This is a genomic window from Maritimimonas sp. 2210JD6-3 (assembly GCF_056591795.1).
Map to the genome: position 1 here is coordinate 164,868 of NZ_JBWQOJ010000001.1, position 25,109 is coordinate 189,976.

Annotated in this window: 23 protein-coding genes; 12 read left to right on the forward strand and 11 right to left on the reverse strand. The window is 32.0% G+C overall.

Annotated elements, in window-relative coordinates:
• Positions 1-98 precede the first annotated feature (98 nt).
• Positions 99-302: a hypothetical protein gene (locus AC1EUY_RS00735; protein ID WP_480193578.1), complete on the forward strand. Its 204-nt coding sequence runs from the start codon at positions 99-101 to the stop codon at positions 300-302.
• Between the two features lie 4 nt (positions 303-306).
• Here the strand turns inward: AC1EUY_RS00735 and AC1EUY_RS00740 are convergent, their stop codons facing one another.
• From AC1EUY_RS00740 to AC1EUY_RS00765, 6 genes are all read right to left on the reverse strand, one after another.
• Positions 307-1,014 carry a DUF4197 domain-containing protein gene (locus AC1EUY_RS00740; RefSeq protein WP_480193579.1) on the reverse strand — a complete coding sequence of 236 codons (708 nt, stop codon included), beginning with the start codon at positions 1,012-1,014 and terminating at the stop codon, positions 307-309.
• 5 nt (positions 1,015-1,019) lie between these two features.
• Complete coding sequence (locus tag AC1EUY_RS00745; RefSeq protein ID WP_480193715.1) at positions 1,020-1,379, reverse strand: cupin domain-containing protein; 360 nt, start codon at positions 1,377-1,379, stop codon at positions 1,020-1,022.
• A 1-nt stretch (position 1,380) separates the two neighbouring features.
• Positions 1,381-2,964: an amidase gene (locus tag AC1EUY_RS00750; protein WP_480193580.1), complete on the reverse strand. Its 1,584-nt coding sequence runs from the start codon at positions 2,962-2,964 to the stop codon at positions 1,381-1,383.
• 40 nt (positions 2,965-3,004) lie between these two features.
• Positions 3,005-3,277 carry a hypothetical protein gene (locus AC1EUY_RS00755; protein ID WP_480193581.1) on the reverse strand — a complete coding sequence of 91 codons (273 nt, stop codon included), beginning with the start codon at positions 3,275-3,277 and terminating at the stop codon, positions 3,005-3,007.
• Positions 3,278-3,343: 66 nt separating this feature from the next.
• On the reverse strand, positions 3,344-4,120 hold the full coding sequence (locus AC1EUY_RS00760; RefSeq protein WP_480193582.1) for a hypothetical protein: 777 nt from the start codon (positions 4,118-4,120) through the stop codon (positions 3,344-3,346).
• 105 nt (positions 4,121-4,225) lie between these two features.
• Positions 4,226-6,526: a transglycosylase domain-containing protein gene (locus tag AC1EUY_RS00765; RefSeq protein ID WP_480193583.1), complete on the reverse strand. Its 2,301-nt coding sequence runs from the start codon at positions 6,524-6,526 to the stop codon at positions 4,226-4,228.
• Positions 6,527-6,688: 162 nt separating this feature from the next.
• Between AC1EUY_RS00765 and AC1EUY_RS00770 the strand changes: the two genes are divergently transcribed.
• Entirely contained in the window at positions 6,689-7,204 is a 516-nt protein-coding gene (locus AC1EUY_RS00770; RefSeq protein WP_480193584.1) for a DUF2892 domain-containing protein, read from the forward strand.
• 108 nt (positions 7,205-7,312) lie between these two features.
• On the opposite strand, the gene AC1EUY_RS00775 is transcribed toward AC1EUY_RS00770, so the two are convergent.
• Positions 7,313-7,597 (reverse strand): type B 50S ribosomal protein L31, encoded by a 285-nt coding sequence (locus AC1EUY_RS00775; RefSeq protein WP_480193585.1) that lies wholly within the window; start codon positions 7,595-7,597, stop codon positions 7,313-7,315.
• A gap of 114 nt (positions 7,598-7,711) precedes the next feature.
• Between AC1EUY_RS00775 and AC1EUY_RS00780 the strand changes: the two genes are divergently transcribed.
• Positions 7,712-8,728 (forward strand): glutaminyl-peptide cyclotransferase, encoded by a 1,017-nt coding sequence (locus AC1EUY_RS00780; protein WP_480193586.1) that lies wholly within the window; start codon positions 7,712-7,714, stop codon positions 8,726-8,728.
• Positions 8,729-8,752: 24 nt separating this feature from the next.
• Positions 8,753-10,288, forward strand: a complete 1,536-nt coding sequence (locus AC1EUY_RS00785; RefSeq protein ID WP_480193587.1) for a hypothetical protein — start codon at positions 8,753-8,755, stop codon at positions 10,286-10,288.
• 6 nt (positions 10,289-10,294) lie between these two features.
• Here AC1EUY_RS00785 and AC1EUY_RS00790 read toward each other — a convergent pair whose 3' ends face one another.
• A complete protein-coding gene (locus AC1EUY_RS00790; protein WP_480193588.1) occupies positions 10,295-10,870 on the reverse strand; it encodes a peptidylprolyl isomerase in 576 nt (191 codons plus the stop codon).
• Between the two features lie 2 nt (positions 10,871-10,872).
• Positions 10,873-12,150 carry a metal-dependent hydrolase family protein gene (locus AC1EUY_RS00795; RefSeq protein WP_480193589.1) on the reverse strand — a complete coding sequence of 426 codons (1,278 nt, stop codon included), beginning with the start codon at positions 12,148-12,150 and terminating at the stop codon, positions 10,873-10,875.
• 78 nt (positions 12,151-12,228) lie between these two features.
• Between AC1EUY_RS00795 and AC1EUY_RS00800 the strand changes: the two genes are divergently transcribed.
• The 6 genes from AC1EUY_RS00800 (at position 12,229) to AC1EUY_RS00825 (ending at position 20,653) form a co-directional block, all read left to right on the forward strand.
• The gene (locus AC1EUY_RS00800; RefSeq protein WP_480193590.1) at positions 12,229-12,906 is read left to right on the forward strand and encodes an SDR family NAD(P)-dependent oxidoreductase; all 678 of its coding nucleotides are present in this window, start codon (positions 12,229-12,231) and stop codon (positions 12,904-12,906) included.
• Between the two features lie 3 nt (positions 12,907-12,909).
• On the forward strand, positions 12,910-13,500 hold the full coding sequence (locus AC1EUY_RS00805; RefSeq protein WP_480193591.1) for a SprT-like domain-containing protein: 591 nt from the start codon (positions 12,910-12,912) through the stop codon (positions 13,498-13,500).
• Between the two features lie 13 nt (positions 13,501-13,513).
• Complete coding sequence (locus AC1EUY_RS00810) at positions 13,514-14,587, forward strand: mannose-1-phosphate guanylyltransferase (protein ID WP_480193592.1); 1,074 nt, start codon at positions 13,514-13,516, stop codon at positions 14,585-14,587.
• 23 nt (positions 14,588-14,610) lie between these two features.
• Positions 14,611-16,041 carry a DUF389 domain-containing protein gene (locus AC1EUY_RS00815; protein ID WP_480193593.1) on the forward strand — a complete coding sequence of 477 codons (1,431 nt, stop codon included), beginning with the start codon at positions 14,611-14,613 and terminating at the stop codon, positions 16,039-16,041.
• Position 16,042: 1 nt separating this feature from the next.
• Entirely contained in the window at positions 16,043-16,774 is a 732-nt protein-coding gene (rluF, locus tag AC1EUY_RS00820) for a 23S rRNA pseudouridine(2604) synthase RluF (RefSeq protein WP_480193594.1), read from the forward strand.
• A 378-nt stretch (positions 16,775-17,152) separates the two neighbouring features.
• On the forward strand, positions 17,153-20,653 hold the full coding sequence (locus AC1EUY_RS00825; RefSeq protein ID WP_480193595.1) for a TraB/GumN family protein: 3,501 nt from the start codon (positions 17,153-17,155) through the stop codon (positions 20,651-20,653).
• Here AC1EUY_RS00825 and AC1EUY_RS00830 read toward each other — a convergent pair.
• Both AC1EUY_RS00830 and AC1EUY_RS00835 read right to left on the reverse strand, forming a co-directional pair.
• Complete coding sequence (locus AC1EUY_RS00830; RefSeq protein WP_480193596.1) at positions 20,628-21,146, reverse strand: TrmH family RNA methyltransferase; 519 nt, start codon at positions 21,144-21,146, stop codon at positions 20,628-20,630. The genes AC1EUY_RS00825 and AC1EUY_RS00830 overlap by 26 nt on opposite strands.
• The gene (locus AC1EUY_RS00835) at positions 21,143-22,027 is read right to left on the reverse strand and encodes a helix-turn-helix transcriptional regulator (RefSeq protein ID WP_480193597.1); all 885 of its coding nucleotides are present in this window, start codon (positions 22,025-22,027) and stop codon (positions 21,143-21,145) included. Before AC1EUY_RS00835 ends, AC1EUY_RS00830 begins: the two co-directional genes overlap by 4 nt.
• A gap of 208 nt (positions 22,028-22,235) precedes the next feature.
• On the opposite strand from AC1EUY_RS00835, the gene hemA reads away from it, so the two are divergent.
• Together hemA and hemC are read left to right on the forward strand one after the other, a co-directional pair.
• The gene (hemA, locus tag AC1EUY_RS00840; RefSeq protein WP_480193598.1) at positions 22,236-23,486 is read left to right on the forward strand and encodes a glutamyl-tRNA reductase; all 1,251 of its coding nucleotides are present in this window, start codon (positions 22,236-22,238) and stop codon (positions 23,484-23,486) included.
• A complete protein-coding gene (hemC, locus tag AC1EUY_RS00845; RefSeq protein WP_480193599.1) occupies positions 23,486-25,087 on the forward strand; it encodes a hydroxymethylbilane synthase in 1,602 nt (533 codons plus the stop codon). The genes hemA and hemC overlap by 1 nt, the downstream gene beginning before the upstream one ends.
• Positions 25,088-25,109 lie beyond the last annotated feature (22 nt).

Here is a 25,109-nt window from a genome sequence, read left to right on the forward strand (position 1 = left end):
CTGAAATAAATTCGGAATGACGCTTTAAAATATGTTTATGACATAAAACGGACATACAATTTTTTTTCTATATTCACTTAAATATAAAATCAAACATAATGAACAAATCAATCAAAACTGTACTTTTAGTAGTAGGTATTATCCTTTTAGGATATGGAATTTACACAATGGTAGCACCCGAAGCTTCTGTAGATCTTGGTGTTGCTAAAATAGAAGCCCAAGACAACACAAATTCTTATATTACTATAGGATTGGGTATTGTGGCTTTACTAGTTGGAATGCTTGGTGGTAAAAAAGCTTAAAAAATTAGTCTTGAAGGGCAAATACACGTTGTAAAAGTGTATTTGTTCTTGAGGCAATATCTGTTCTTATTTCTTTTTCTTGAATTGCTATCATGGTATAAACACCATCTAGTGCTTCATTAGTTACATAATCGGTTAGATCGGGATTTATCTTAGTGAATACAATTGGTAAGTTATTGTATTTGTTAATAAGATTCTTCCATATTTCATCTGCTCTTACTTTCTGAAAAGAACTTTTTACAACAGGATGAAATTTTGTATATAAGGCTTGTGAAGTATTGATTTTTAAGTAATTAGTTGCAGCATTGTTATTACCCAAAAGAATGTTTCTTGCATCAGCAAAAGTTATATTTTTAACGGCATCTATAAAAATAGGTGTAGCTTCTTTTACAGCATCTTCAGCTGCTCTATTCAATACTTTTAATCCCTCATCAGCTAAACTACTAAGGCCAATATCTCTTAATGTTTTATCAATTTTTTGTAATTTTTCAGGTAATAAAATTTTCACAAGTTCATTTTTGTAAAAACCGTCTTCGAGAGCAAGTTTACTTACTTGCTTATCGATTCCTATATTTAGAGCTTGTTTTAATCCAGAAATAATATCGGCATTTGTCACTTCACCCTGAGGCAATTGATTAACTACTTGTTGTAGTTCTGCACAAGATGTTAGTAAAAATAAAGAGACAAATAATAATATTTTTGAACATTTCATGCGAATTAAATTTTTTCAAAATGTTCTTTAGTTAACTTATGTTGAACGCCACCAGTGTGCTTAATATTACTTGGCTCAAATAATAAAACCCATACTTCTTCTTTTGCAATTGGTTTATGCTCAACGCCTTTTGGAACTATAATCATTTCCCCTTCATTAAGGGTAGTTATTTTATTTCTAAACTTTAGTATGAGTTGTCCTTTAACAATAAAAAATAATTCGTCTTCATCTTTATGATCATGCCATACAAATTCACCTTTTAGTTTTGCTAACTTCACATCTTGTCCGTTGAGTTGTCCTATAATTTTTGGGCTCCAATGCTCACTAAAAAGTGAGAATTTTTCTTTTATATTGACTACTTCCATTTTAATTTTCCAAAAATTTTGGAGCTTTTCTGTGTTTAGTACCTTGCTCATATGCATAAGCAATTTCTAATAAAATAGGTTCACTCCAAGCACGACCAAATATTGAAATGCCTACAGGTAACTCACCAACAAAACCCATAGGAACAGATATGTTTGGGTATCCTGCTATGGCCGCTGGCGAAGAACTTCCCAAGCCAAATGAGTCACCATTTAGATGATCAGTTTTCCAAGCTGGACCTCCAGTAGGAGCTACAATGGCATCTAAATTATGCTCATTCATCACACGGTCAATGCCATTTTCACGAGAACCTTTTAGCATATTAGCTAAGGTAGTTTTATATTCTTCTGAATCTAGTCCATCTTTTTCTTGAGCCATTTCTAAATAATGCTGGTTATAAAATGTTAATTCAATTGAATCTTTTTTGTTGAATGCTATGAGTTCTTCTAAATTTTTAATTTTTGCATCGGGACCTAACGCCTGAAAATATTTATTTAAACCATCTTTATATTCGTATAACATAATTTGAAAAGACATACCTCCAACACTATTATCTGTTATTTGCTCAATTTCAATAATTTCTGCTCCTTGATTTTTCATATAATCAACTGCTTGCTGAAAAAGTGTATCTACTTTGAAGTTTCTTCCGAGAGGTGCTTTATACATACCAATGCGTTTACCTTGCAGCCCGTCTTTTTTTAAGAATTGCATATAATCTTTTTTGATATGTTCTTTACTAGCTAGTGTTTTTGAATCTGTTGAATCAATTCCTGTTAATACATTTAAACATAATGTGGCATCTGTTAAATTTCTTGCCATGGGTCCTGCAGTATCTTGTGTAAATGAAATAGGGATGATACCCGAACGACTTATTAAGCCCACTGTAGGTTTTATACCCACAACACCATTTGCATTAGAAGGACATACAATCGATCCATTAGTTTCTGTACCTATAGCTACTAAACTCAAGCCAGCAGAAACAGCAGCTCCAGAACCTGAACTAGACCCGCAGGGATTACGATCTAATACATATGGATTTTTAGTTTGTCCATTTATGCCACTCCAGCCACTGCTAGACATTTCACCTCTAAAATTAGCCCATTCGCTCAAATTAGCCTTAGCAAGTATAATAGCTCCAGCTTCTTTTAATTTTTTTGCTACGTAGCTATCTTTAAGTGGTTTTGATTCAGCCAAAGCTCTTGAGCCAGCCGTAGTGTACATATTATCTTGTGTATCAATATTATCTTTTATAATAATAGGAATACCATGTAATGCACCTCGCGATTTTCCTTGCTCGAGTTCTTTATCTAGTTGCTTAGCTATTGTTAAAGCATCTGGATTTATCTGAATAATCGAGTTGAGTTGAGGACCATTAAAATCGATTTCGTCGATTCTATCTAAAAATTTTTGAGTAACTTCAGTAATTGTGAACTTGTTTTCAGCGTATCCTTGCTGTAATTGAGAAATAGTTAATTCTTCGAAAGAAAATTTTTCATTACTTTTTACATTTGATGATGTGTCAGACTTGCATGCATTTAAACAAGTTATTACTAATAGTACACTAATGAGTCGATTGGGAATAGTCATTACTTAATAATTTATTTATAGAACCTAAAGATACTTTTTTTCAATCTTTTAATATATCTCTTTCTGGTATTTTAACTTTTACCCACGTGTGAGGTAGGTGAGGTTTCCCATTTTCTTGTTTCCACTTTTTATGTGTTTTGTACTCATCGTACGCATTATAGCTAAAAAAATCTATAGTAGTATTGAATATAGAACGCTCATATTTTTGCATGCCACAAACGCTACACACCCACCAAGTAGTTTTTGTAGAAAGCATTACTATGGCTAATAGTATAAATAGTATTGCTATAAGGTGTCTGTAATTTAAACTCACTCTTGTAAAAAATAAAAAAACCGCAGTTAATTAGACTGCGGTTTTTTTATTATTTATAGAGTAAAATTAGTCTTCAGGAATGTTAGCAACTGCTCTTCCTAAAGCTTCTGCTTCTGTACTAACTACAAATTCAAATTCGTTATCAAGTAAGATTTTTACCAATTCTCTATCGTTATTAACCCAATAGTAAGCAGGTTTCATCTTTTTACCTTCGTGAACAAATTTATGAAGCGTTTGATTTTCACCGTCTATATCTGCAACTTCTTCACCTGCATAGGTAATCGTTTGACCTTTATGTACATACAATTTAGTCTCATCTAAAGAATTAAACTTGAAAACGCCTTCATTTTTATTAAAAGGTAGTTGAGGAACAATTGCCCATACATTAAAAGAAGGCACTGTTTCTGCAGGAATTCTAAGTACAGATTTGTGTTTCGGTAATAAAAATTGATTTACTTCTGGATCATTAGTAATTTCATTTTTAAAATCACCATGAAAACTCCAGAAAGAAGCACCTCTTTTAGTTTTTAATTTTTCACCATTGTAAACAACTGGATTCATGTTAGAATCAATCGTACCATTAAATTCTATCTTATTAGCATTTGCTAACTTATCTGTATCACAAGTAGTAGTTGAAGTAAAGTTCATTTTTTCGTTACCAAAGTTTGAATTTACTGTAGTAACAACAACAGATTTGTCTTGTTTATTTTTTTTAATCTCAATACTTATATATCCACTTCCATCAGAAGATTTAAACCAAGATTTTTTAGATTTTTTTTCATCAGAAAAAGAAGAGAATATTAAAAAACAAGAGATTAATAAAAGGGGTAGTTTTTTTATCATAGCTAAATATTTATTAAAATTACAATAACAAATATAAAATTTTTTAGCATAAGTGACTAATTTTTTTGTCTTTTGGTAGATTTTTGCTAACAAAATGCTCAAAAATTAGTTTTTTTGGCGTCTTCGTTCCTCTCTTTTTCTTTTGCGTTCTAAAATTCTTTTTCTACGCTCCTCTAGTCTTTTTTCTTTCTCAATTTGATTTTTAGCGCGTCGTTCTGCTCTTTCTTGGGCTCTTTCTAAGGTTGTTTTGTTATTGCCAAAAATACTTTCAAAAAATTCTTCGAGCCCAGTGTTTTCTATATAATCTTCGCATTCTAGCAGTTCATTTACATCTTCAGATACGGGTTCGAATTTTGTAAAATATGTTTTTTTAATCCAGTTCGTTTTTTGAACTGATTGTAATGTTTTCGCAATAAGAGGTAACGCCAATCTACTGCCAGAACCATTTGACCCAGTATTAAACTTTATAATAGGAGATGAAGCACCGACTCTTGTTACCATTACTAAATTAGGATTATAGGCAGCAAACCACGCATCTGCGTAGTCTTGAGATGTACCTGTTTTACCAGCAAGAGGCAAGGTAACACCATATGTACTTTTTAAAGAAACCCCAGTGCCTTCTACAATAGCTTTTTGCAGCATAGTATTCATAATCTCAGTAGTTTCCTTATGGAGTACACGCTCATTACTTTTTAGCAACTTGTTATAATAGATAGTTTCACCATCTGATTTTTTAATAGAAAGTATGGTTTGCGGTTGTACTTTATAACCTTTATTTGCAAACGCTGCATATGCAATAGCTACCTCGTAAATACTCGCAGTTGATGTTCCTAAAGCTGTAGAAGGTTTATTAACTAATTCTTGGGAGAATCCTAATGCTTCCCACGTATTTTTTAAATTAGTATAAGGTGTCTGCAGGTATAGATTTACAGTAGGTATATTCAAAGATTTTGCTAAGGAAGCTGAAAGCGAATACTTTCCGCCAAGAGAATTATCGTAATTATTGGGTTTCCAATTTTCAAAATCGGTTAAAATGATTTCATCATTATCTAAATAGTCGCAAGGTTGCATACCATTTTCTAAGGCAGCAGCGTACAAAATAGGCTTGAATGTAGATGCTACTTGTCTTTGTGCATAAATTTGATCGTAAGGCTGGGTTCTATAATCAATACCACCTACCCAAACTTTTATAGCTCCAGTATTCGGTTCAAATGCAAAAAAACCAGCATGTAATAATCGTAACGAATGCCTAATACTATCACGAATAGAAATGGAATCGGTATAGAAGCCATTCCAATCAAAAAGTTCTCTACTTTTCTTTTCGTTAGCACGTTTTGTTAGTTTTAGTCTCTTTAACTCTTTATCTACAAGTTCATGTAGTGCCTTTCTACTAGCGCCACTTTTATATTGTGTATTCAACCTATCTTGCATTACTTTTAAGTGACTTTTATAAGCATTTAAAGCGTAGTTCTGTAAGTTTAAATTCAAGGATGTTTTTATAGTTAATCCGCTATTTTCTATGTTGTAATTGGTTCCTTGTTTTTCATTAATATCTTCGAGAATTTTTTTTACATCTTTTTTTACTTGTACTAAAAAATAATTTGCAGGCCCTTCAGATTCAAGATTTGCATAGTCTAATTTTAATTGTAATTGCTGCAACGAGTCTTTTTCAATCTTGGTTAAATACTCATATTTTTCCATTTGAGCTAAGACTATATTTCTGCGCTTTAAGGCATTTTCTGGATACAACCTTGGATTGTAATAGGTATTTGCTTTCAGCATCCCTACCAATACAGCTGCTTCTTCAGTTTTAAGTTTAGATACTGGTTTGTTAAAATAGCGTCGTGAGGCAGCTTCTATGCCCAATACATTTTCTCCAAAAGGAACAGTATTCAGATACAAAGTCAAAATTTCTTCTTTAGAGTAGATTCCGTGTAAACGATGCGCTAAAAATCCTTCTTTGGCTTTGTTTACCAACATGGTTAGCGGGCCATGGCTTTTACGCCCATACATGTTCTTGGCTAATTGTTGATTGATAGTACTACCGCCACCCGAACTTTTTTTATTGAATAAAATTGTTTTGAACAGTACACGTAACAGACTTCGAGAATCTACACCTTCATGTTCAAAATAACGTGCATCTTCAGTAGCAACCAAAGCATTAATTAAATGTTTTGGAATCTTGTCATAGGTAATATTGATACGATTTTCAGAATAAAACTTACCAATAATAGCACCTTCTTCAGAAAGTACCAGTGTGGCAGTTTCATTTTTAAAACTTTTGAGTTCTTCGGCGGTGTAAAGTTTACCAAAAACACCGTAATAGACAGCTAATAAAAATAATGTTACCGCAAGAATGCCAACTATAGTTAGCTTGAGTAAGAGTTTAAATAGTTTTTTTAACATGTTTAGTTGGGGAATTCATCTTAAAATCTACGATTTTAAACGTTGTTTTAAAACAATTAGTATTGATAACTCTATAATAATTTTCCTAAAATTCTTGGCAGATTAAATATGCTGCAAAGCCAAAATCATTTTGTAAATTGCGCCTCTAATTTTAATACTTAGATGTTTAATAAAAATATAAAATTAATAATTGCCGTAGCTGTTTTTGCTTGGGGAATCTATCAGTTCATTGAGAAGAATATAGGCAATGGTATAGCTTTGATATTGTTGGCAGGTGTTTTTGTGTTTTTTTATTTTAAGAATGAATTTTTATTAATGGCATTTTTAAGAATGCGTAAACAGGATTTTGCTGGAGCGACAAAATGGTTGAATTATATTAAAAACCCTAGTGGCGCTTTATTAAAAAAGCAAGAAGGCTATTATAATTTTCTTAAAGGTATTATGGCCTCTCAAACGAATATTACACAAGCAGAGAAGTACTTTAAGCAAGCTATAAAATTAGGCTTGTCTATGGATCACGATCTAGCTATGGCAAAATTACAATTAGCGGGTGTAGCGATGACTAAAAGAAGAAAACGAGAAGCAACTAACTTAATAGCTGAAGCAAAAAAATTAGATAAACACGGTATGCTTAAAGAGCAAATTAAGATGCTAAAACAACAAATGAAGAAAATTTAACAGTACTTACTCGTTAAATATTGAAACTAAAAAACCTCGAAATCTAATATTTCGAGGTTTTTTATTCAATCTTAAAAGGGAATAAAGATTGTTTATGTATAATATATACTACTCTTCTTCTTGAGCAGCTACATTTGCAGCAGGCTTTTTAAATTTAGCGTATTTATTTTTGAATTTATCAATACGACCTGCAGTATCTACTAACTTCACCTTACCAGTATAATATGGGTGTGATGTTCTAGAAATTTCCAATTTAATTAATGGATATTCAACACCTTCTACTTCAATCGTTTCCTTAGAATCAGCAGTAGATTTAGTTAAGAATACATCATCATTAGACATATCTTTAAAGGCTACCATTCTATAATTTTCTGGATGAATTCCTTTTCTCATCGTTACTTCTTTTTATTTTGTTAAATATAGCTATGCTATTTTTGAGAGTGCAAATTTAATACTATTTTTGAAAAATCAAACAATAAAAATACTTTTTAAAACAAATTTAAGGTAATGACAATTAAATCGCTAGGTATTGCGAGTCTTTTAGCCGTTTTTTTAACTGCTTGTGGTAATCAATATAAGTTTGAGTTATCATCTCCAAAAGAGCTTCAAATAGATAAAAAATTAACAGTTTCTATTAAAGAGAAAAATGGCAAACCACTAGACTCTGTTCGTTATTACATAGACGGAATTCGATTAGATTCAAATACAAATATAGATATATCAAGTTTTAAATTAGGAAAGCATGCGATTTCTGCTACCGTTTTCTTTGAGGATAAGCAAAAACAGCTTACAAATACAGTATATTTTTTAGCAGACAAAGCACCAGAATTATATACGTATGAAATAATAAATGAATATCCTCACGATCCTAAAGCTTTTACGCAAGGATTAGAATTTCATGATGGCTTCATATATGAAAGTACTGGGCAGTATGGTGAATCTAGTTTGAGAAAAGTGAACTTAGAAACTGGAGAAGTAATTTTAAAGAAAGAGTTAGATAAGAAGTATTTTGGTGAAGGGATGACCATTTTTGGTGACAAAATTTATGTCTTAACATGGCAAAGTAAAAAAGGATTAGTTTTTGATAAAGAAGATTTTAAACTTGCGAATGAGTTTTACTACGGAGCTAGCCAGCAAGGTTGGGGCTTAACACATACTTCGAATAAATTTATAAAATCTGATGGTAGTGAACGTATTTGGTTCTTAAATCCTGTTACACAAAAAGAAGAAACATTTGTAGAAGCCTATATGCATAACCGTAAATTAGATAAACTTAATGAACTTGAATATATAAAGGGAAAAATTTATGCAAATAGTTGGCAAAATGATTTGGTAGCGATTATTAACCCAGAGAACGGTTTTGTTGAAGGTATTGCTAATCTTAAAGGGCTTCAAGAAAAGGCAGGACAAAAAGGTGACGAGAATGTATTGAATGGAATCGCTTATGATGCACCCAATGATCGACTGTTTGTTACGGGTAAGCGTTGGAACAAACTTTTTGAAATCAAACTCAAGAAAAAATAAGTAGATTTTAACTGTAATTATTATATGAGATTAGTATCTTCTTTAATTGTCATAATATTACTTATTGCTGTAAGTTCTTGCCGTAAAGATTTTGATACCATCGCTTCTACTGGAAAGTTGCAATTTTCTAAAGACACCATTTTTTTGGATACTGTTTTTACACGGTTGAGCTCCAGTACACGAAGTTTTAAAGTTTACAACAGAAGTAACGATGCTATAACAATCCCTACAATAGAATTAGGTAGAGGTGAAGCTTCTTTTTATCGCTTAAATGTTGACGGACAGCCAGGTAAATCTTTTGAAAATATTGATATTTTAGCCAAAGATAGTATCTATATTTTTGTTGAAGCTACTATAGATTTTGATGTAGTTGTAGATCCTTTATATACCGATTCAATTGTGTTTGATAAAAACAATAACCTTCAAGATGTAGATCTCGTTACGCTAGTACAAGACGCAACTTTTTATTTTCCTGAGCGTGATGCTGACAAAATCAAAGAAACCATTACTCTGGCTGTTGATGAAGAAGGAAATCAACTTGAAATAACGGGACGATTATTAAAAGATGATGAGTTGGTTTGGACCAATGAAAAGCCTCATGTTGTATATGACTTTATCGGAGTGCCCGAAGGAAAAACATTAACCATAGAGGCGGGAGCAAAAGTTCATTTTCATGCCAATTCAGGATTACTAGTGCAAGAAGGTGGTACTTTAAAAGTTTTAGGAGTATTAAATGAAGAAGTAGTATTTGAAGGAGATCGATTAGAACCAAGTTTCTCTGAAGTACCAGGTCAATGGGGAGCTATTTGGCTACGATCTGGTAGTGTAAATAACGAAATCAACTATGCAATTATCAAAAATGGTATTATTGGCCTTTTAATTGATGGAGTTATAGAAGACGATAACCCGCTAATGACGTTAAAAAACACGCAGGTATATAATTTTTCTAATTATGGTGTGTTGGCAAGGCATGGTAATATTATAGGTGAGAATCTAGTCATGGCGAATGCTGGGCAATCGGTATTAGCATGTACAGCTGGTGGAGATTATGAATTCACACATGCGACTTTTGCTAATTTTTGGATAAATGGTATAGCGAGAAATTTACCTGCAGTTTTAGTAAATAACTTTATAACCCGTATTGAAAATGATTTGGAGATAATAAATCCGATTAATTTGAGCAAAGCAAATTTTACAAATTGTATTATTGATGGTAATCAGAGTGTAGAGTTTCTATTAGATAGGGTGGATGGTGCTGATTTCAATTTTAATGTGTCACATAGTATGCTAAAGTTTGATACCAATAATGCTCAGTTATTAAATAACCCATTATTCGATTTTACAAATACTAGCTTATATCAAAATAGTATCCTTAACGGAACTACTGATTTCAGAAATAGTAGTTTAAATGATCTGATTATTGGTCAAAATTCTGACGCGAATGGCAGTGCTTCACTACTAAATGCGCAGCGTATTCCGCTAGATATTTTAGGGGTAGATCGAACCGTATCTCCAGATATTGGAGCCTATCAACATATTACGTTTGAAGAAGAAAATTAACCGTAATTATTTAAAATTTGGATATAGTTTTTCTACTTCTGAAGCTTTCATAGAAATAATATTTACATCTAAAGGAATAGCAACTAACGGTTGATCTAAAGAGTCACGTTGCACATTTACAATCTCATCTACAACAGACATGCCTTTAATAACTTTACCAAAGACCGTATATTTATTATTTAATCGGTGTAAACCGTCCTTATTTTGTACAATATAGAATTGACATCTGGCTGAAAGCATGTTAGGGTTGTCATCTCTACCAGCACCTACAGCACCATAATCATGTCGCAAACTATCATCAAATTCAGGGTCTAATAAATATTCAGGATCATTAAAACCTTCAGGTGTATCAGGGCACCCGCCTTGAGCAACAAAATTCGGGATTACTCTATTAAAGGTATAATCATCCCAATATTTGTTGGTAGCTAACTCAATAAAACTTTTTTTATGATTTGGAGTTTCGTCATATAACCAAATAAGTATTTCCCCTTTAGTGGTATTAATTTGTCCTATTTCATACATTTTCTCATTACTGCAAGATGAGTAAATTAAAATTAAAAACAGAAAACATAATTTCTTCATCATCACCTTTTATATATTTTACCATCTTTCATTACAAAAACAACATTTTCGAGCGTTTTTATATTTTTTGTGGGGTCTTCATCTACAGCGATAATGTCTGCCAAATACCCTTTTTTTAATTCACCTAACTTGCCCTCCATGTCTAATAGCTTCGCATTGGTTATCGTAGCCGATTGTATAGAAAACATAGGAGACCAACCTACTTCTACCATATAACCAAACTCTTTGGCATTTTCACCATGAGGAAATACGCCTGCATCAGTGCCAAAGGCTATAGGTACTCCCTCTTTGTAAACCATCTCAAAGGTATCTTTTAAAGTAGCTACCGTACTCTTAATTTTAGGAATAATAATAGCAGGATAGTAGTTCGGTATTTTAGCTTTTTCTTCGACATACTTTCCTGCAGAAAGTGTTGGAACCAAATAGGTGTTATTTTGTTTCATTAGTGCTGCTGCTTCTTTATCCATAAAAGAACCGTGTTCTATAGTTTGCACACCTGCTTTTATTGCTCGCTTCATACCTTCTTCGCCATGTGCATGTGCAGCGACTACCATGCCATATTCTTTTGCAGTCTTTACAATTTCATTCACTTCTTCTTGCGTAAATTGAGGATTTTGACCGTTCTTAGAAACGCTTAACACCCCGCCAGTAGCGGTAATCTTGATCAGATCAGCGCCGTTTTTATAGCGTTGGCGTACTGCTTTTCTTGCATCTTCAGGGTTATTAATGACACCCTCTTTAGGACCGGGATCTCCCATGAGTTCTTTTTTTCTTCCATTTGTGGGGTCGGCATGACCACCAGTTGTTCCGATTGCTTTTTCGGCAGTAAAAATTCTGGGACCAGAAACTTTACCTTTTTTTATCGCATTGCGCAAAGCAACATTTACACCACTTCCTCCTAAATCACGTACGGTAGTAAAACCAGCCATAAGTGTTCTATTTGCAATTTCGGCAGCATTAAAAGCAACATCGGCTTCGTTGTTTGTGAATACATCTAGATAACGTGTGGGACTTGTTTCTCCTTCTATATGCACATGCATGTCTATTAAGCCAGGAAGTACGGTTTTATCTTTAAGATCGATCACAGTATCATCAGCAGAATTTGGTTTTTTATAGCCTTTGTTTAGACTTTTTATTTTTTTTCCCGAAACTATTATAGTCATTTCGGTTATTACTTTTCCATTTCTTGTGTCTAATAACTTTCCACAATGTAAATAGGTATCTTGGCTATGCGAAAGTACTATTGAGCATAATAATAGTAATGAAAGTACATTTTTCATGTGTAGTTTTTTTGAGTTAGCTTGTATAAAAGTATCAAAAAAAAATGGTAGCTTTCAATCCAATAGCGATAAATAAAAATGAAAAGTAAAAATATAGTTGTTACGGGGGCTAGTAGAGGTATAGGTTATGCATTGGTAGCGCAACTTCTAACGAGCGGACATAATGTATTAGCGCTTTCGCGGAATATTACTCCATTACAAGATATGCCTTCAAAAAATCTAAGTGTAGATGTATGTAATAGTAAAGATGTAGAGCAAGTTACTAACTTTATTGCCGACAATTGGGATAAAGTAGATGCAGTTATTCATAATGCAGGAAAGCTAATTAATAAACCTTTCGCTGAACTTACCACAGATGACTTTATGGATGTATATAAGGTAAATGTTTTTGGAGTTGCCGAACTCACTCGTAAAGTATTGCCTTTTCTTAAAAAAGGAAGTCATGTAGTCACCATAAGTAGCATGGGCGGAATACAAGGAAGTATGAAGTTTCCTGGTTTGGCGGCCTACAGTTCTTCAAAAGGAGCTGTAATTACCTTAACAGAACTATTGGCCGAAGAATATAAAGATCGAGAGATAGCATTTAACGCCTTAGCATTAGGAGCCGTGCAAACAGAAATGTTAGAAGAAGCTTTTCCAGGTTTTAAGGCACCTAATACCGCAATTGAAATGGCAAATTATATTGCTGATTTTACTTTAAGAGGGCACCAATTTTATAATGGAAAAGTATTACAAGTATCCTCTAGCACGCCTTAATTTATGAGAGTGATTTTACAGAAATACGTACCTAAGAATTCAATAGATATGGTTGTCGATCTTATTAAAAAGTATCCATGTACCATAAAAATAGTTAAAAACCGTAGTACCAAGCATGGTGATTTTAGAAAATTGCCAAATGGTAAACAACAAATCACTATTAATAACGACTTAAACCAATATCGTTTTTTATTAACCTTACTACATGAGATTGCTCATTTAGTAACCTACCAAAACTATAAACGTATTAAGCCTCACGGTAAAGAATGGAAACAAACGTTTCAACATTTAATGTTACCCTATTTAAAACCAGAAATATATCCTAATGATTTATTATCATTATTAGCAAACTATTTTAAAAACCCTAAAGCTAGCACAGATAGTGATGTGAAATTATCGTTAGCTTTAAAACAATATGATGAGCGAAACGGAAAGAATTTTATCTTTGAGTTACCTATAGAGAGTAAGTTTATATATAAGAACAAGGTATTTGTGAGAGGCGCTAAGCGTAGAACCCGTTATGGTTGTATAGAAGAAACTAGTGGAAGGATATACCTATTTCATCAAAATGCCGAAGTGCAACTTTTAAATTAAAAAATTAAGCTACATGAATAAGAATTATTATGCAGTAATTATGGCAGGTGGAGTCGGTTCACGCTTTTGGCCTGTAAGTACCAAGAATTTTCCTAAGCAATTTCACGATATGTTAGGCACAGGAGATTCATTATTACAAAAAACATTTCATCGTTTGACTAGATTGATTCCTGAAGATCAAATTTTAATTTCAAGTAACAAGCGTTACAAAGAATTAATTTTAGATCAATTAAATATAAACCAAAAACAGTTAGTGCTTGAACCTGCTATGCGAAATACAGCACCTTGTATTTTGTATTCAGCATTAAAGATTTATCAAGAAAATCCTGATGCATTTATGGTAGTTGCTCCCTCAGATCATTGGATTGAAAACGAAGTAGAATTTATTAAAAATATTGAAACTGCTTTTAAAGCCTGTGCTGCAGAAGATATTTTAATGACCTTAGGTATTAAGCCTTCGTATGCAAATACGGGCTACGGCTATATTAATTTTGAGAACTCATCTAAAGAAATAAAAAAAGTTAAACGATTTACAGAAAAACCAGATATAGAAACTGCCACACAGTTTTTTGAAGGAGGTGAACACCTATGGAATGCGGGTATTTTTATTTGGAGTGTAAAAAGTATTTTAAACGCATTTAAAAATTATCTTCCAGAAATGTATTCACTATTCTGTGAAGGAGAAAATGTTTATAATACCGAGTTTGAAGATGATTTTGTTAATTCTAATTATGAAAAATCAGAAAATATATCGATTGATTATGGTATCATGCAAAATGCAAATAATATTTATGTATTACCTGTAGATTTTGGATGGAATGATTTAGGTACATGGAGCTCTTTATATGAAAAGCTTACAAAAGATGAACAGCTTAATGCCACCGTAAATAGTGATGCCATTTTCGAGAATGCTTCTGGTAATATGGTAAAGACCACAGATGGAAAAAAAATAGTAATTCAAGGATTAGATAATTTTATTGTAGTTGAAAAAGAAGATGTAATTTTAATTTGTCCTAAGAAAGAAGAACAAGAGATCAAACAGATTGTTGCAAAAGCCAAAGAAAAATTTGGTGATAATTTTGTATAATTACGAGTCCAAACCCATAAATAATGCAAGAAGAAGATAAAAAAGTTGAAGTTGAGTTTGATGTAGAAAAAGCAAATGTTAAAAAAGAATTTTCTGGATTTTTGGGAAGCGTTAAGCATTTTCTTAAAGATCTTTTAGAAATACGACACGACACAAATAAAGAAGGTACAGTTCAGCAAATAAAAGATGGTATCTCTATGAAAGGGCATACTGCTTGGATTTTAGTATTCTCGATCATCATAGCTTCTATCGGACTTAATGCAAATTCTGCCGCAGTTGTAATTGGTGCCATGCTTATTTCACCGCTAATGGGGCCTATTTTAGGGGCAGGATTAGCCATAGGTATTAACGATATTGATACACTCAAGAGATCTATGACCAATTTAGGAGTTATGATTGGTTTAAGTTTGCTCACTTCTTTTTTATTTTTTAGTATTCCGTTATTTCAAGAAGCTACTCCCGAAATTCTTGCGCGAACCAGACCTGATGTACGTGATGTATTTATTGCACTTGCTGGTGGATTGGCATTAATAGTGGCTGTAAGTAGGCCCTCAACACAAATTAATACCATAGCAGGTGTAGCTATCGCTACAGCTTTGATGCCACCTTTATGTACTGCAGGTTATGGATTAGCAACAGGTAATTTTGCTTTTTTTGGAGGTGCTATGTTTTTATTTACGATCAATACAATATTTATAGCATTAGCGACTTTTGTGATTGTAAAGTATTTACGCTTCCCAATGGTAAAGTATATCAATTCAGCAAGGCGTAAAACTATTGCTCGTTTTGCTTCTTTTGTAGCTTTTGTAATATTGGCGGGTAGTATTTATTCATTCTATAATTTATTTAAAGAGAATCAATTTAAACAAACAGCTAGCAGCTTTATAGAAGACATAAGAAACGGAGGAGTAGCAATTTTAGGAGAAGATGATGAGAATATCGATTACTTAAATAGAAGAATTAAGTTGCCTATTTTGGGTAGTGAGAGACCACAATCAGAAATTGATAGTTGGAAAGCTAAGATGCAAGAAATGGGATTAAAAGAAGTAAAACTTGATGTTCAACAAGGTGATGATTCTGAAATAAGACAACAAGTGCAAGATTTACAAGATCTGTATTCACAGAATCAAAAAATTATTACCTCTCGTGATGAATCTATAAAAGAGAAAGATGAGAAAATTAGAAAATTAGAGCAGCAACTTTCTCGTATTAGTGAAAATAGCGTTCCGTTATATCAAGTAGGTGAGGAAGCTAGAGTTTTATTTTCTGCCTTATCTGAAATTTCATATTCAGATCAGATAAAGACAAATTTTAAATCGTTAGATACGGTTCGAGTTTTTGAATTCAATTGGTATGATTCTATACCGCGAAAGGTACGAAGAGAGCAAGAACCTAAATTAAAGGAATGGTTAAAAACACGTTTGAAATTAGATACTTTACGCGTAGGTAATTGATATGGAAGAACAGCCTTTAATACGAATCAACAAATATTTAACTGAGGTAGGCTATTGCTCGCGACGTGCAGCCGATAAATTGATAGATCAAGGCAGAGTTACCATTAATGGTAACATACCCGAATTGGGCACCAAAATAACTGTGAATGATGAGGTACGAGTCGATGGCAAATTGATTTCAAAGCCAAAGACAAATCATGTTTACTTAGCGTTTAATAAACCAAGAGGAATTGTATGTACAACTGATACCAGTGTTGAAAAAGATAATATTATAGATTATATAGGGTATCCTAGTCGTATATTTCCGATTGGACGTTTAGATAAACCTAGTGAAGGTCTTATTTTTCTAACCAATGATGGTAATATTGTAAATAAGATACTTCGTGCTCGTAATAATCATGAAAAAGAATACATCGTTACTGTTGATAAGCCTATTACTAAAGAGTTTATCACTAAAATGAGTAATGGTGTTCCTATTTTAGATACTATTACTAGAAAATGTTACGTAGAACAAACTGCTAAATACAAGTTTAAAATCATTCTCACACAAGGGCTAAATCGACAAATTAGAAGAATGAGTGAGTATCTGGGTTATAACGTAACAAAATTAAAAAGAATTCGAATAATGAACATTTCTTTAGATGTACCAATTGGAAAATGGCGTTATTTTACAGATTATGAACTTAAAGAAATTAATAGGTTAGTAGCAACTTCATCTAAAACATATACTTAACTTAAATAAAAAAAACAATTTTTAAAGAACAAAGTATTAATTTCATTTTTTAAGCTACGGTGTATATAAACTTATTCTTAACTTTCATAGTTTAACCTAATTTCTTTAAGAGTTACTTGATTATTTTTTTTTCAGCCTTATCTATTTAAAAAAGTATTACTTTTCTCTAAAAGTTTGAAAAAATTTATTTAAAATTATCCAAATCTGCACAAGTTAATTTTAGGTTATTCAAGATAATTTCGTAATTTTCGATACGATTATTTATCGTATTTAATGGTTTGATATTCAGTTAAATGTATTATTTATAAATCACTTGAATAATCTTTTTTACGAATGCACAACAGATTAGATATATTTATCCTCACCTATATGAATCTTATGAAGCGATTTCTAGCCATTAGCTTATTGTTTGCTGTTGTTCATCTTTCAGCACAGCAAAAATATCAAAACCTTTTATGGAAAATATCGGGTAATGATCTTGCCAAAGATTCATATCTCTATGGTACCATGCATGTAAGCAGTAAAGTTGCTTTTCGATTAGATGATGTTTTCTATAAATCGCTACAAACATGTGATGCAGTAGCATTAGAATCTGATCCTACGACATGGATGGAACATAGTTATGAGATGATGAATGCAATACCTAATTACGCATACAACTATGGTAATACAGATTTCTATGCACAACGTTTTGGACTAAACTTTCCTAACGATATAATAACACGATCAGCCATTCGATTTGATAATTATATTATTAATGGATATTTATATCGCAAAAGTTTCGCAGGTGATAATTTTGAAGAAGAAACCTATCTCGATATGTTTATTTTTCAAGCTGGTAAAAAGCAAAATAAACCAGTGATAGGACTCGAAGATTTTAAAGAGTCAAGGTATTTAACCACTAAGGCAAGTTATAATATAGCAAAGCGAAAAGTAGATGGATGGTTGTTAAAACGATATAAAGAAGAATCGCGGTTCGATTTTACCGAAGAGGCTTATCGAAATAGAAATTTAGATCTTCTAGACTCTATCGGTAGTGCTACAAACACTGAGCATTTTAGAAAATACATGCTCTACGAAAGAAATGAAAATATGGTTGATGTATTAGATACACTAATGCATAGTAAGTCTATTTTTGCGGGAGTTGGTGCGGCTCATTTACCTGGAGAGTATGGTATGATTGAAATGCTTAGAAGAAAAGGATATACAGTTACGCCTTTAAAATCTAATCAGACCACATTTGGTAAAAAATCTAAGAAAGAACTCGAATCAATATTTGTAAAGCCAGTTCTAGAAGAACACGCTACCGATGATAGATTTTTGAGTATAAAAAGTTTCGAAAAATTACGAGAGCTTAATTTTCTAAATCAGAAGTATTATGTAGCTACTGACATGACAAATGGTGCTTACTTAGCGATCACTCGAATCAATACATTTGAGTATTTAAACAAAAAAAACAAAACAAAATTAGAAGATATTGACGATCTATTGTTCGAAGATATTCCTGGAGAAATTTTAGAGAAAACATATTTTGATACTCCTTTTAAAGGAATTAGCGTAGTAAACAAAACAAAAAAAGGAGACTATCAACGATATGCGATTTACAAAACACCTTTAGAAATTGTTATTGTAAAATTAGGGGGTAAAAAAGATTATGTTTTAAAATATGGTGATGTAGTTTTTGATTCTATTTCTTTTAGAGAACCAAAGAACGAATGGCATACGTTTACACCAATTTTTAAGAAATATGAATTTTCAATTCCGACTAATTATATTGCTGAAAATTTTGGCAAAGCAGGAAAAAGAATAGTACAATCATATAATGATAAAGGATTCTATTTCTTTGAAGAAGTACCTATTGATGATGTAAATTATATCGAAGAAGATGCTTTTGAAGCAAAATATATTCACAAAGCATTTTTAAATACCTATGATTTAAAACCCTCGAACGGAAAATTTGAAAAAGGGAGTTATGTGTCGTATTTGTCAGGTACTAAATTAGACTCTATTAGTAACAAAGAAGTGAGGTTAAAGAGTATTGTAAAAGATGGATCGTATTACCTACTAGGCTATGTAGGTGAAGATCAAAATAACGCGAATAAATTTTTTAATTCGTTTAAATTTCGACCAATCCGCTATACTAAAAAGGCCGAAAAAGTAATTGATACCTCACTACATTTTTCGGTGAACACGATTACGAAGCAACCTTTCCCTAATACGTATATGGGCTACGCTGATAGAAAGCGTAAACCGTATAAACAGTTTATAAAAAATACACGTTATACTTCTAAGACTAATGAGGTAATTCATGTTACGCGAACAAAATATCACGATTTACGAATGTTCGCTAACATTGATAGTCTTTGGCAGGACATTAAAAAACCCCTAATAAAAGATTATACAATAACTAATGAGAAAAAGTCGATGCATGACAATATGTACACTTATTCTTATATACTTAGAGATAGTTTGAGTAAAAAACAAATAAAAGTTAAGAACATTCTTAAAAAGGGAACACTCTTTGAATTAAAAACATTGCAAGATAGTTTGGGTGAGAACTCAAAGTTCGTTAACGCCTTTTACGAAAGTTTTATACCAAAAGACACGCTGCTTGGGCGTACTTTATTTGTTGATAAAGTGCCTGAATTTTTAGAGTATTTAAAGAAGAATGATAGCATTACATTAGGTTCTAGTTATTTATTAAAATTTTCTAAATCACATGTAGAACAGTTAAAAGCAATCCTTAGCGATTTTAAATTTCCTAAAGATAAACAGGTTATAAAAAGTCAACTGGTAAGAGAGCTTATTACGATAGATAATGAAGCAATTGTGCCCTTTATAAAAAATCTATATACAAAATCATATAGTGAACCACAGATACAATTTACGATTATTAATTCTTTAATTAAAAAGAAAACAAAGGCATCATATGAACTTATTTTAGAGCTGTTGGCAATCGATTTTCCTGTAGGTAATGATTATAACATGAGTTCATTATTCTCTTCAGGTAGATTTAAGAAAGATTCACTAAAACTTAAGAGAAAATTATTTCCTGAGTTGTTAAAGTATTCGACAATCAATGAATATAAAATGCCGATTTATAAATTACTTTCTAAACTATCAACGAAAGGCTTGATAAAGCCAAAAGACTATAAGCGCTATAAAGATCAAATTTTAAATGATGCTAAATTAGAATTAAAAAGAAGCCTCTATACTACGAATAGTAAACGATATACAAGATATAATAATTATGGAGCTGGTAAACGTTCGTTATTAGAAGATCAAGTAAAGCTTTTATTTCCTTTTAAAGACGAAAAAGAGTACCGTATTTTCTTTCTGAGATTATTAGAAAGTAACGATAAAGATGCTTTAAGCATGTACTATGCGCTTTTAAAGAAAAATAAATTACCAATCAATCAAAAATTAACCGATAAGCTTATAAAGAAAAATGAAAATTTTAGTGCTTTAGTTGATAAGTTAGAAATACTAAAACTTGAACACGATCTTTTAGATGATGAGCTTAGCAAACAGAATTATGCTCAGTCTAAAATACTCAGCAATAAGATATATTCTAACGAATCTGATGAGGTAATTTTTTTGAAAAAAGAATCTATAAAGGTCAAAGATGATATGGTAGATGTTTATTTTTTTAAAGTAAAAAAGAATAATCAGTATGCTGCCAATAATTCTTCCATGTATGCTATTGCTTTTAAGGTAAAAAAAGGAAAACTAGTATTAAAACCTGTTTATGAATCTGAAAGTAATGGAAGATTACTTGATAATATAAGTACAGAAGAAGAAATAATAGAAGATATACTCGAAAAAATAAAATATAAAGATAGAAAAAGGCTTTCTAGACCTGGGTATGGGCGCTATTAAATTGGTTTGTTACTTCGTAGAGTGTAATCGCTAAACTGTGAATCACATTCATAGAAGAATTCTTTCCGTACATGGGTATTGAAATCGTGTGGTCAATTAAGGAAGTGTGTTTAATACCATATCGTTCACTACCAAGTAACAAGACAATTTTTTGATGCTGAGAGAAATCATAATTTTGTATTGCTGTACTTGTATCAGTAATTTCGATACCAATAATGGCATTATCTTCAGTTTTTAATTGCTTGATTAGGCTTTCAAAGTTTTTATATGTCTTATGCGAAATAGTATTAATTGTATTTCTAGCTGTTCTTTGTACAATTCTATTATCGATGGATGGTGAAGATTGATGGATAAAAATCTTTTCAACACCAAAACTTTCCGCAACACGAAAACACATACCTATATTTTCGGGTGTTCTAATAGCATCACATACAATCGTAATAGGAAAAGTTTTTTGTACATTATTTATTTCATAATGGTTAAGTTGCTTCATGTCTGTAACGAACTAATATATTTTTTAGGGGTAGTACCATATTTTTTCTTAAAAGCAGCAATAAAATGACTGGCAGTACTATAGCCTACTTTTAAACCAACTTCATTCACATTATATTGATTTGTTTCTAATAAACGCCTTGCATGTTCCATTTTATAATCAAATAAAAAACTGTAAACAGTATCACCATAAATTTGCTTAAAGCCTTCTTTTAGTTTTTTTAATGTGAGTCCTACTTCATGTGCTAATTCTTGTAGTGATGGCGGTTCAGACATTCTTAAGATGATAATATCTTTAGCTTTTCTTATTTTGAGAACATTTTGTTCATCAACCAAGAATGGACAATATTCGCCAAGATCTGCTTCATCTTTCTGAAAATACAAACTTAACAGTTCATAAATTTTTCCTTTGATGTATAAATCTCTAATAGAACTATTACTATTAGAATTTATAATTTGTTGAAGTACGACTAATACAGAAGGTTTTATAGCGCTGTTGTCGTAATATTTTCTATTGGCATTTTCATCTCTTAAAAAATGAATAATACCCGCTTCTTTAGAAAATAGAGAATGAAATTTTTTAATTGAAATCAATAAAGATACTAACGTGGTTTTTGGTTGTATCTCAACGTTAATAGGTAATTTCTGCTGCGGATTGTAGAGTAGTATAGAGTATTTATCTAAGACATCAAAAGCATAGTTGCTATTGTTGAACAAAAATTTAGAAAGCCCTTTAATGCAAAAATGTAACTGTATAAATGAATTATCTATATCGCGTTGATGGCATTGCAATTCGTCTGTATTATTTTGAAACTCTAACAGGTAAAAACCATTTTCAAAGTTCGTTTCTTCAAAGGTACTTTTTGCGATACTTTTTATCATTTATAAAATAAAATTTAAAATCATTCTTATTTAGAATCAATCTATATAGCAAATCTTAGAATTGCTGATTTTACTACAAAAATAGGGTTTTTAGTACGTTTTTACAATGAATAGCTTTTAAAATTCATATAGCGACATTAAAAGTTCTTCTAGCGTTATTTTTTTACTATCACGAATAATACTTTTGTTTTAGAATTTTGACAATTTGATGAAGCGTTATCATATCTCTAAACATACTACTTTTTATTGTATTGGCTTAAGTTATAAAAAAGCGAATGCCGAAGTTAGAGGTAAATTCTCCATAGATGGTGCTACTAAAAGTCTATTACTAGAACAAGCCAAAAGTGCTGGTATAGACGAAATTATAGCAATCTCTACTTGCAATCGTACAGAGATTTATGGTTTTGCAGAACACCCTTTTCAATTGATACAATTGTTATGTCAAAATACAATCGGTACAGTAGAAGAGTTTCAACAAGTTGCGTATGTTCATAAAAACAGAGAAGCCATTGATCATATGTTTCGAGTAGGTACAGGTTTAGAAAGTCAAATTCTTGGTGACTTTGAAATTATAAGTCAATTAAGACAAAGTTTTAAATTATCTCAGAAGCACAGTTTAATTAATACATTTTTAGAACGCTTAGTAAATGCCGTAATTCAGGCAAGTAAGCGTATAAAAAACGAAACCGAAATTTCTACAGGCGCTACGTCGGTCTCTTTTGCTTCGGTGCAGTATATTCTTAACAAAGTACAAGAGATTTCTTCAAAAAACATTTTACTTTTTGGTACTGGTAAGATCGGAAGAAATACTTGTGAAAATTTAATAAAGCACACAGAAAACGATCTTATAACACTTATTAATAGAACTAAAGATAAAGCAGAGCAATTAGCTGGTAAATTTAATTTATTGGTTAAAGATTATGATGAATTATCTAATGAAATAGATAGAACTGATATTTTAATAGTAGCTACTGGGGCACAAAACCCAACGATTATACCAGCGTTAATTTCTAGTAACAAAGAGTTGTTGATTTTAGATTTATCAATCCCTAAGAATGTCTCAGAAGAAGTAAACCTGATGCCAAACGTAACCGTTGTGCATTTAGATCACCTATCGCAGATCACAGATGAGACGTTAGAAAAGCGTAAGCAGCATATACCAAAAGCACAGGCTATTATCGATGAAGTACAACAAGACTTTAATGCATGGTTAGAAACCAGAAAATTTGCGCCTACTATCAAAGCATTAAAATCTAAATTAAAAGAAATCCAAACAGAAGAGATTGACTATCAAAAGAAAAAGCAAAATGATTTTAACGAAGATCACGCCAAGGTTTTATCAGATAGAATTATTCAAAAAATAACAAAACATTTTGCAAATCATTTGAAAGAAGACAATGCTGCTAATGAAAGTATTGAATTGATTTCGAAGGTTTTTCAATTAGAAAAAACTAAGTAATGAAGCCTACTATTAGAATAGGAACTCGCGATAGTGAGTTAGCTTTATGGCAAGCAAAAACGGTTCAGCATCAATTAGAATACCTCGGATATACTACAGAAATTGTTCCTATAAAATCTACAGGAGATCTTGTGCTAGACAAACCGCTTTATGAGTTAGGAATTACAGGAATTTTCACTAAGAATCTAGATATAGCTTTATTAAATGATGATATAGATATTGCTGTACATTCTTTAAAAGATGTTCCTACGGCCTTACCAAAAGGTATTGTACAAACTGCGGTTTTGAAGAGAGGTAATAATAATGACCTATTAGTCTATAATAAGAACGAAGAATTTTTAGGGCAGAAAGAAGGGCTCATTGCTACCGGAAGTTTGCGAAGAAAAGCACAATGGTTAAATCGATATCCAACACATAAGGTAGTTGATCTTCGTGGAAATATAAATACACGCATAGAAAAGTTAGCAGCTAATGATTGGAATGGTGCTATTTTCGCTGCCGCTGGATTAGAACGCATTGGTCAAAAACTAGAAAATGCTATTCATTTGGGTTGGATGGTTCCTTCGCCTGCTCAGGGTGCCATTATGATTGCCGCGCTAGAAGAAAATGAATATGTAAGAGAAGCCTGTAGCAAGTTAAATGATGAAGACACTGAAATTTGTACAACTATAGAGCGTGAATTCCTGAGACTATTAGAGGGAGGATGTACAGCGCCGATAGGAGCTCTGGCATATATAAAAGAAATTGAGGACGGACCAAATGAAATCCATTTTAAAGGAGTTTTATTAAAAAAAGACGGAACCCAAAAAATAGAGACCTCAAAAAAAACAAAATTTAGAGACTGGAAGAGTATTGCGAGATACTGTGCTGGTGATATTATGAGTCGAGGTGGTAAACGCCTTATGGTAGAAGATGCTGAGGCCTTGGTGAAAGATAGTAAAGTGTTTTCAACCAAGAAATTATCAAAACCTCAAGAAGAACTATTTAACAATACTATAGAAGTAAAGAGTAGTGATTTTATTAAGATTCGATTTAATAGAATAGCGCCAAAGGTTGTAAAAAATGAAATAGAGAATGTAATTATTACGAGCAAAAATGCAGTCGCATCTTTACTCAATAGCTTTTCTGCAGTTGAATTACAATTCAAAAATATTTACTGTGTAGGTCGTCGAACTAAAAAAATGATAGAGCAACAAATAGGTAAAGTAAAATATTCAGAAAAAAATGCTGCCAAGCTAGCAGAATTTTTAAAAGATGAATTGCAGAACGGTGACAATGTCACCTTTTTCAGTGGAGATTTACGCCGTGAGGAACTACCAGTGATTTTAGAAAAAAATGGAATTACCGTCAATGAAGTTGAGGCTTATCAAGCTATTTTTGACGGAACTATATTAGAGACAGATGTAAGTGGAGTGCTTTTTTACAGTCCATCAACAGTACAGAGCTATATGCAGTACAATGCTGCCGATAAAATAGCTTTCTGTATTGGTGAAACTACGGCATCTGAAGCGAGAAAGCATTTTAAAGAAGTACAAATTGCTAAAGTGCCTACAGTAGAGAGTGTCATAGAATTAGCTAATTTGCATTACGCAAAACAATAATGTCATTCCGAATGGAGTGAAG